Genomic DNA, 9,174 nt, shown 5'->3' with positions numbered 1-9,174 from the left:
GCGCTCCGACCTCGTCCTTGCGCTCCGTGCCGGACACGGTCACCGACAGGTCGCCCTCCGCCAGCTGCCCCATGGAGCCGGTCACATGATTCAGCGGACGCGTAATGGCCATCACGACGATGGCTCCGAGCAGGGCGATGGCGATGCTCAGGCCGATCGCCGACGACACGATGAGCGACGTGGAAGTACTGGACGCCAAGGCTTCCGATGCCTCCGACGAGTCATCGAGCGCCTTCTGGTTGATGGCGATGCGCTCGGTCAGGAGGTTGCGGACCTTCATGCGAAGATCGCGCCCTTCGCCGTTGGAAATCTGGAGGGCGGAGAAATCGTCGTCCTGCATGCTGTGGGCGACGCTCTTGTCCATAAGGGCGAAATATTGGACGAGGGTCGCCTTGATGTTCTCGTTAATGGTGCGGCGTTCCGCAGAATCGGAAAAGGCGATCAGCTCGTCGGCGTGCTGCAAGGCCAGCTTCTTGTATTCCTGATAGACGGACTCCGCACTCTTGAGCCGGTCCTGCTCTGTCGAGGAAAGCAGGATTATGTTCTTTTCCTGGATGCTGGCCTCGTTCACTTCCGCGTTGATGTTGAGAATGGTGATCAGCCGGGCGGACTCGACATTGACCAGTTTCTTGGTGTCGGCACTGAGGGTATCCAAGCCGTTCTTTGCAATTGCAATCAACCCGATGGTGATCGCGACAAAGATGGCTGTCGGAATCGCCAGTTTGAAGATCAATTTCAAGTTATTCAGAAAACGCATGGTCCCTCGACGACCTGCCCACAACCCCGCGGGAGGCGCACGCCCCCACGACGCGCTGACAACAGGTCCTATATTTATAAACGCCACCTACCGCGCACCGCATTACGTGAAATTACTTAGAATTGGCAGTTTTTATAATAAAACTTCATCATTTTCGTAGATTATATTAATGGTATTTTCATAATTGAAGAGTGCCGCCCGGTGAAAGAAATCCTTCAGCTTGATATCATCCCTACGAAAGTGGCAACGCCGTAAGCCCCGTCGGAATAACCCGGCTTGGACCGCGGTTACTCTGACGTAGGGCCAAGAAGACGTTGCTATAGACGTCCGTTAGTGACCTGTTCCGACCCCGGCTTCCTCGAAGGTGAACAGGCCGAGGCACGCGCGGAGTTCATCCAGGGTCGCTTGGGTCCGCTCGCGGGCCGTCGCGGTGCCTGCTCGGAGAAGATTGAGAACATGGCCCGGGTCGCGCCCGAAGGCCGCACGGCGCTCCCGAATGGGCGCGAGAAGGGTCTGAAGGACATCTTCCAGGCGGCGCTTGACGAGGGCGTCCCCGAGACCACCATGGCGATACCGTGCCTTCAGGTCTTCGACGGTTGCATGATCGTCGTCGAAGGCGTCGAGATAGGTGAAGACGACGTTGCCTTCCACGGTGCCGGGATCGGAGGCGCGCAGATGATGGGGGTCCGTGTACATGCGCCGCACGGCATCGCGGATTTCGTCGGGGGTAGCGGATAGGGAAATGGCATTGCCCTGGGACTTGCTCATCTTCGCCTTACCGTCGACGCCGGGCAGGCGTCCGACGGCTGGGATCAGGGCCAGTGCTTCGGGAAGCACATCGCGACCGGCCTGACGGTTGAGACGGCGCACGATCTCGTTGGTCTGTTCGATCAGCGGAGCCTGATCCTCACCCACGGGCACCACATTCGCCTTGAATCCGGTGATGTCGGCCGCCTGCGCGGCCGGATAGCACAGGAAGCCCGCGGGAATATCGCGCCCGAAACCGCGCGCCTGAATCTCATCCTTGATCGTCGGATTGCGCTCGAGGCGCGCGACGGTGACGAAGTTGAGATAGAGCAGGGTCAGTTCGGCAAGCGCCGGCAGGCCCGATTGCAGGCAGATCGTCGTCTGGCCCGGGTCGATCCCGACCGCCAGATAATCGAGCGCAACCTCCAGCACGTTCCGGCGCACCTTGGCGGGGTCGGACGCATTGTCGGTGAGGGCCTGCGTATCGGCCAGAAGCAGATATTGCCGGTGGGTGTGCTGAAGGGCGACCCGGTTCTTCAGTGATCCGACATAATGGCCGAGATGAAGCGGGCCGGTGGTCCGGTCTCCGGTCAGTATGACGGGGCGGTGGTCGATGTCGACGGGCATGGGGCTTCTCCAGATGGAAGCCGCCGCGACGTAGGACCAGATCGGAAAATGACGAACGATGCCTGCCGTACCCGGCGGCTACGTTCGTTGCGAAAAACATGACGACGTGCCGCTCCTGTCAGGAGCGCCACCAAAGGATTGCGGTCGGGGTCGCACGGTCGTTCATGGGTGAAGAAATGCCACGGGAGCGGCACTCATGCAAGAGCCCCGGAAATCTCAGAGCACCACGATGCCTGCGTGCTTGGCCTTGTTGTCGGGCTCCACATGGATCGTGATGAGCGCGTCCTTCACGTCCTCCTTGAGGGCGCGTTCCAGGCGGTCGCAGATGTCGTGGGCATCTGTCACGCTCATCTGGCCCGGCACCACGAGGTGGAAATCGATGAAGGTCATCCGGCCCGCGTGGCGTGTGCGCAGGTCGTGGGCCTCGATGGCGCCTTGCGCATTGACGGCGATGATCTCGCGAACACGGCTGAGCGTGGCCTCGGGGAGCGCCTCGTCCATGAGGCCGCCGATGCTTTCCTTCATCAGGCCCCAGCCTGACCAGAGAATGTTGACCGCCACCAGGGCCGCGAGGGCGGAATCGAGCCAGTGCCACCCGGTGAAGGGAACGAGGAGAAGGCCGATCAGGACGCCCGCCGAGGTCATCACGTCCGTGAAGAGATGGCGTCCGTCGGCCACGAGGGCGGGCGAGCGCATGCGCCGTCCGCGGTTGATCAGCAGCCAGGACCAGAAGGCATTGACGACGCCGGCGATTGCGTTGATCGCAAGGCCCTCCATGGGGGCATCGATCATCTTCGGCGACAGGAATCCGTAATAGGCCTCCCGCAGGATGGCCAGCGCCGCCACGATGATCAGCACGCCTTCGAGAACGGCGGAGAAATATTCCACCTTGTGATGTCCGTAGGGGTGGTTCGCATCGGCCGGCGTGGCGCTCACGCGCACGGCCAGGAACGCCGCAACCGCCGTCACCACGTTGATGACGCTCTCCAGCGCATCCGAATAGAGCGCAATGCTGCCCGTGATGTAATAGGCGGCATATTTCAGAACGAAAACAAGGGTTCCGACGAATATGCTGCCGAGGGCAAGTTTCTGAATCTTGTCCATGGCGCGATACTTAAACGAGAGTGCGGCGGGAAACGAGGCGCCCTTATAGACGGAGTCCCAGGAGTGGCAAGACTTTGTTTTTACTTGCAATTCGTTTGCAAGATCATGTCGGAGCGGGAGTGTTTACCGCGCAAGTCAAGCCTGAACGCGAGCGGCGACACGAGAGACCCATCACGGCCGCGGCCGACCGATCATTCGGGGATGGCCGTCGCCTTGAGCAGAAGCTTCCCGTAATAGGCCGACAGGGCGGGGGCGAGCGCCTGGCAGCGCCGGACGAGGTCGAGGGCCTCCACCCGCCGGCCGGCACGGATGCTGTCGAGCAGCACGGGATGCAGATCCATCAGCTCCGTCAAAGCCGGAGCCTGGCGCTGCGCGGCGGGCGCTACGATGGTGAAGATCGCGGTTTTCTCGGCGCGTCCCTTCACGGCGATGCGGTCGAGCTCGATCAGCACGAAATGGTCCCGCAGCGCCTTCGCGGTCGCGGGCCCGAGGACGATGGAGACGCCGTATTCCTTGGACAGGCTCTCCAGGCGCGATGCGAGGTTCACCGTATCGCCGAGGACCGAATAATCGTAGCGCCAGCGCGAGCCGACATTGCCGACTACGCAATCGCCGGTATTGATGCCGACGCCGATGGCGAAGGAGGGAGCATCCTCGCCCTGTTCTCGCCGCAGCTCGGCATTCAGGGCTTTGACCGCGTCCAGCATGCCCATGGCCGCGCGGGCGGCGCACAATGGATGGTCCGGACTCGGCAGCGGGGCGTTCCAGAACGCCATGACGCAATCGCCGATATACTTGTCGATGGTGCCGCCTTCCGCCAGCACGGCGGCGGACAGCGGATCGAGCAGGCGATTGATCAACGTGGTCAGCCGCTCCGGCTCGTCCTTCAGCTTCTCCGACAGGGTCGTGAAGCCTCGCACGTCGCAGAACAGGATCGAGAGATTGCGGCGCTCGCCTCCGAGCTTCAGGGCCCCGGGATCGCGGGCGAGCTGCGCCACGAGATCCGGCGAGAGATAGCGCGAAAAGGCTTCCGACACGGTGCGGCGCAGGTGGCGCTCGCGGGCATAATCGAGGCCGAACCGCGCACCGAATACCGCCAGCGCCGCCGCCGCCGGCATGGCAGGTGGCATCCAAACCCGGCCGAAGCGGAGCACGACCCAGGATCCGGCGATGAAGAAGGCGAGCAGGAAGGCCGCCGCGAGCCCAGTCCGCCAGGAAACGCCATGGGCCGAGAAGGCGGCGGCGAGCAAGGCCCCGGCGATGACCAGGAGCGCCATGACGAGCCGAGGCGCGGGCAGCACGTAGAGGTTATGGCGGAGATTGTCGAGGATCGTGGCCTGGACCTCCACGCCGGCCGTGAGGGTGCCCTCGGTCAACGTGTAGGGCGTCGGGAAAGTATCGGGCGCGCCGATATCCGCGGAGGTTGCCTGCTTCAGGCTCAGGCCCACCAGAACGACCTGACCCTTGAAGAAGCCCGGCGGCAGAAAATTCCCCGGATCGAGGGCCTGGTAATAGGAGGCCGTCGGGTAGGAGCGGGCGGGGCCGAAGAACTGAATCAGCGCACCCTCGGGAGCGACCGCCTGCGGTTCGCCCTTCAGGCGCAGCGCCTCGGCGGCCAGGCTGTCCTGCATCCGCGGCATGCGGCGCAGATAGGCATCCCCGTCGAGATCCACCGAGGCCACGCCGGTTGCTGCACCGGCATCGAGGAAGGGATCGAGCGGGCTGACTCGGGTCACCTGGACGCCTTGCGGCAGGAGCGTCGTCACGTCGTCGGCGGCCAGCACCACGTCCGGGCCGAGCATCTTTGCGAAAGCGGTATCGGCTTCCTCCGAGCTGGGATCGGCGAAGATGATGTCGAAGGCGATCACCTTCGCGCCCGCGGCCCGCAGGCTCTCGACCAGTCTGGCGTGAAGCTCCCGGGACCATGGCCAGCGTTGGCCGATCTCCCCGATGGACGGCTCGTCGATAGCCACGATCACGGCGCCAGGCCGCGCCGGCAGGGGGGGCGATACGACCGAGAGAATATCGTAGAGCCGCGCCTCGATGAGATGGAAGGGCGGGAAATAGAGGACCGGCACCAGCAGGGCCGCGATGAGCCCTGCCATGATAAAATGGCGCCAGAGAGGCTCGCGCCCTTGATCGACCGCTGCCGGCCTTTCGCCGCTCACCCTAGAACCGAGCCTTGACGGAGGCCGCGACCGTGCGACCGGGAGCCGGAATGTCGAAGCCGAAATCGTAGCGCTGGTCGAACAGGTTGAGCGCCGTCACGCCGAACTGGAAGCGCCGGTCCGGCGTCTCCCAGGTAATCGCGGCATCGGTCGTCCAATAGGCTTCCAGCCGGTCGTTGTAATAGGAGCCGGAACGTTCGCCGATATAGTTCTGGGTCAGCGTGAAACGCAGGCGGCTCGGATGCACGAACGTCATCCCGAAGCGCGCGAAACGCTCCGGAACATAGGGCACGGGCTCTCCCACCGCTCCGTCCACGTCCGCCGAGGTCGCGAGAATTTTCGAGGTCGCTCCGCCGATTGTGCCGAAGACGCCGATGCCATGGCCCAGCCAGACATTCACCGTCGCGGCGAGCCATTCGGCTCGGGCCTTCTCGATGTCATTAAAACTCTCCAGCGTGTTGATTCTCGGAACGGAGAGGTCGCTCAAGGTCTGCCGCTGATATTCCAGCGCTGTGAAGATGTGCGGCGTCCATTCCGCGTCCCAACGTAGAACAATACTCTTCGTCGGTCCGCTCGCGGGCGTGTCGTTCGGGATCAGCCCGACCGTGGTCGTAGGTGCGAGAGAGTAGCTCAGGTACGTGTCGGCATTCTCGATATAGGCTGCGCGCAGCCATTGCCCTTCCAGCGGCGACACGCCGACGCCGAAGCGAGGCGACACCCAGACATCGGGATCGGCGTTCTTCACGTCGAGGAAGGTGCGATGGATGCCAGCCTGAGCCTCGAACCGATCGTTCGGGCGCCACGACAGATCGGCATAGGCACGGCCGCCGCGGAACGGACTGTCGAAGCTCGGTGCGTCCTGCAGAGACTCCTCCGGTCCCGAGAACCAATATTGGTAGCTCCTACTAATTCCATTGTAGCGCAGCTGGCCTGCCTGAGCTTCCAGGCCGTAGCGCAGATTGAAGTCGCCGATCCCGATGGCGTGGCTGACCGCTCCGACCACACCGTCGACGCGCTGCTTCTCCTGCCAGAGGGTATGGGTGGTCGGGAACGCGCTGTAATCCCACAGGTCCCCACGGTCGAGCGTATCGTTCCGGGTTGCGAAGATCGCGGTCGAGAGAACGTTGCGATAGCCGAAAGTATGGCTCCAGCCGGCGACACCGAAGAGAGTCGTCTCGTCCCGCTCGATACGCTGCGTGCGGTCGAAGCGGTCGACATCCGTCAGGCCCGGCTTGCCCTCGGTCGCCCATCCCATGACCATGAATCGGTCGGCGGCGCTCGGAGCCGAACCGATGCTGAGCGTCATGCCTTTCGCTCTTTCGTTGTCGGCCGTCAGGTTGCCTTTGGCCTCGCCGGCGCTCGCGGACAGGCTGAAGCTCGTCGGCACAGGCTCGTTGGAGAAGCCGTTGACCAGCACGCCTGCATCCCAGCCGACCTTGCCGCCGCGCACGACCGGGCCGCCACCGATCTCAGTATCGAGGAACGGCCGGCGAATGGGATCGAAGCGCCCGATGCGGCCCGATACGGCCAGGGGATCGAGGAGCAGACCCTGGATGGACAGGTTCAGGGCCGCACTGTTGAGATCCGTGCCTTCCGCGGCATCGAGGGTCGGCTCCGTTGGGAACAAGCCCGGCCTGCTGGTGATCGCCTGGTCGAAATAGCCCTGCGCCTCGAACGGATCGAAGGTCCGGTCGGCGTAGAAGCGCGCCCAGTCATGCAGGTTGATGAAGCGGTAGGCTTCCACCGGGTATGAGCCGGTCTGCTTCGTGACCGATAGGCCCGCATAATCCCCGCCGCGATCCCGGTAGCGCCGCAGGGCCTCGCGCGCGGCAAGGATGGCCTCGTCGGCCATGTAGAGATCGAGCGCGAAGGCCGTGCGCAGGATGGGCACGATAGGCGCCCTGGGATCGAGCCGGTCGGCATTGTCGAGGGTCTGCCAGGCGAGCTCGTAATCACCGTTCTGGAAATACGCGTCGGCCAGGATGAGCTGATCGTTCGACCGGGCCGGATTGACCGCGGAACCGGCCAGCAGCGACTCGATGGCCTGGGCCATCTTGCCCTTCTGCAGGAGATAGCGCCCGCGGGCCGAGTAGGCTGTGGGCGGATCGAGCGCCAGCGCCTTGTCGATCAGAACGCCCGCCTCTTCCACCCTGCTCTGATCGAGGAGAAGGATAGCCAGGTTGACGTAAGGAATCGGGTTCTGCGGCTCCATCTCGATGGCCTGCCGGAAGGCGGCTTCAGCCTCGATGGTGGCGCCCCGGCCCTGCTCGAGCAGGCCGATCTGGTTGAGAAGCGAGAAATTCGGCTCGGTCTTCACAACCCTGTAGAGATCGGCAAGAGCCCCGTCGATGTCACGGGCATAATCCGCCTTGATCGTCGCCCCGAAGGCCACCACGTCCGGATCGGTGGGATCGATGGCCTTGGCCCGTTCATAGGCCGCATACATGTCCTCGCGGTGGTCGAGATCCTGCGCGAGGGTGGCCGAGAGAATGGCGAGCCCGGCATCCTGCGGAAATAGTCTCTCGGATGCTGCGGCCTCGGCGGCGGCGGCTTTGAGATCCTGTCGGAAACCTGTGAGATAGGCGTTGATTTCCGCCGTCCTGGGATCCTTCAGCGGAACCTTTGGGGGCGGCTGCACCCGCTTGGGATCCGCCAGGGAAGCGGCCGCATAGCGGCCGTACTCGGCCCAGCCGCGCCGCCGCGGATCGAGGCCCGGCTTCGCGCGATCAAACAGCCTGATCGCATCCTGCCAGCGGCGGTCCGCGCCGGCCATGAGGGCTTCGAGGTAATCGGCGCGCGCTCGCTGCGCCCTGCTCATTGGGCGACGGCGGGCTTCCGCAAGAGGCGCCGCCGCGGCGCGCCTGTTGCCGGCATTCATGAGGCTCTCGGCAAGGACGAGCCAGTCCTCCGTCGTCCGGGTTTCGGGCGTCAGCGCCTCGATCCTGGAGCTCTCGGCTTCGAAATGCTTGTTGTCCAGGGTTGTCGTCGGCAGGTTGATGAACACCTCGCGCATCGACATGTAGAAGAGCATCTGCTCGCGGTCGTTCGGGCTCACGAGAACGAATTTCGTCGGCGCCTGGCCGACGGCCGCCACGGCTCCCTCGCCCTGTCGGACCGTCACAGCGCCTTGCGGGTTCTTGAGCTCGACGACGCCTTCGAGCACGACCAGGGAGGTCTTACCCGCGCCGTCCACCGCCAGCGACCAGTCGGTACCACGGATGGCCGCGACCGCCGCCGGCGTCTTGACGTCGACGCCCGAGCCGCCGCGGGCCGCGCGGGCCCAGATGTTGCCGCCCTGCAGACTGAGTTGGGTCGCATCGGCTGGCCCGCGCGCCACATCGTTGACGGTCAGGGTCGAGTTGCGCCCGACGCGGATCTGGGTCTGGTCGTTGAACAGGATCGCCAGGTTGCCGATGGCGTTGGTGCGCAGGGTGTCGCCACCGACGAGGCTCTGCTGCAGCTGGGCGGCCCGCCAGAGATCCTCGCGCACGAAGCGCATCTCCTCGCCGCCCTTGGCCGCCACGATGGCACCCGCGGCGGGTGCTTGGCGCGGCACGGGGACTTGAGCCTGCGCGGCAGCAAAGGAAAGCGCCAGGACGCTTGTGGCGGCCAGAAGCCTGACTGATCGGAAAGACATGGAGAACGGGCTCGATCGAAGGGTTACCTGCTCTAACGTTACTGGAGCTTAGCAGGAAGTCCCCGGGAACAAAGCCGATTCACAGCATGAATGATGTGTTTTGCAGCACAGCGTAAACGATTGCGGCATTCACG

5 protein-coding genes are annotated in these 9,174 nt (G+C 64.0%); all 5 read right to left on the bottom strand.

All coding sequences use genetic code 11. The annotated features are described in order from the left end of the window. The coding region (locus tag OC446_RS19465) for a HAMP domain-containing protein (protein WP_262030674.1) at window positions 1-844 on the bottom strand (844 nt) is incomplete at its 3' end. A 243-nt stretch (window positions 845-1,087) separates the two neighbouring features. Next, window positions 1,088-2,131 carry a tryptophan--tRNA ligase gene (trpS, locus tag OC446_RS19460; RefSeq protein ID WP_262030673.1) on the bottom strand — a complete coding sequence of 348 codons (1,044 nt, stop codon included), beginning with the start codon at window positions 2,129-2,131 and terminating at the stop codon, window positions 1,088-1,090. Between the two features lie 216 nt (window positions 2,132-2,347). After that, entirely contained in the window at window positions 2,348-3,235 is an 888-nt protein-coding gene (locus OC446_RS19455; RefSeq protein WP_262030672.1) for a cation diffusion facilitator family transporter, read from the bottom strand. A gap of 191 nt (window positions 3,236-3,426) precedes the next feature. Further along, window positions 3,427-5,340: a CHASE2 domain-containing protein gene (locus OC446_RS19450; protein WP_262030671.1), complete on the bottom strand. Its 1,914-nt coding sequence runs from the start codon at window positions 5,338-5,340 to the stop codon at window positions 3,427-3,429. A 64-nt stretch (window positions 5,341-5,404) separates the two neighbouring features. Continuing rightward, entirely contained in the window at window positions 5,405-9,040 is a 3,636-nt protein-coding gene (locus OC446_RS19445; RefSeq protein WP_262030670.1) for a FecR domain-containing protein, read from the bottom strand. Between the last annotated feature and the right edge of the window lie 134 nt (window positions 9,041-9,174).

It is taken from the genome of Microvirga sp. Mcv34, from assembly GCF_024519725.1.
In the GTDB taxonomy this organism is placed as follows: Bacteria; Pseudomonadota; Alphaproteobacteria; order Rhizobiales; family Beijerinckiaceae; genus Microvirga.
Note: the sequence above shows the minus strand (reverse complement) of the source record. Positions and strands in the feature narration are given on the sequence as shown.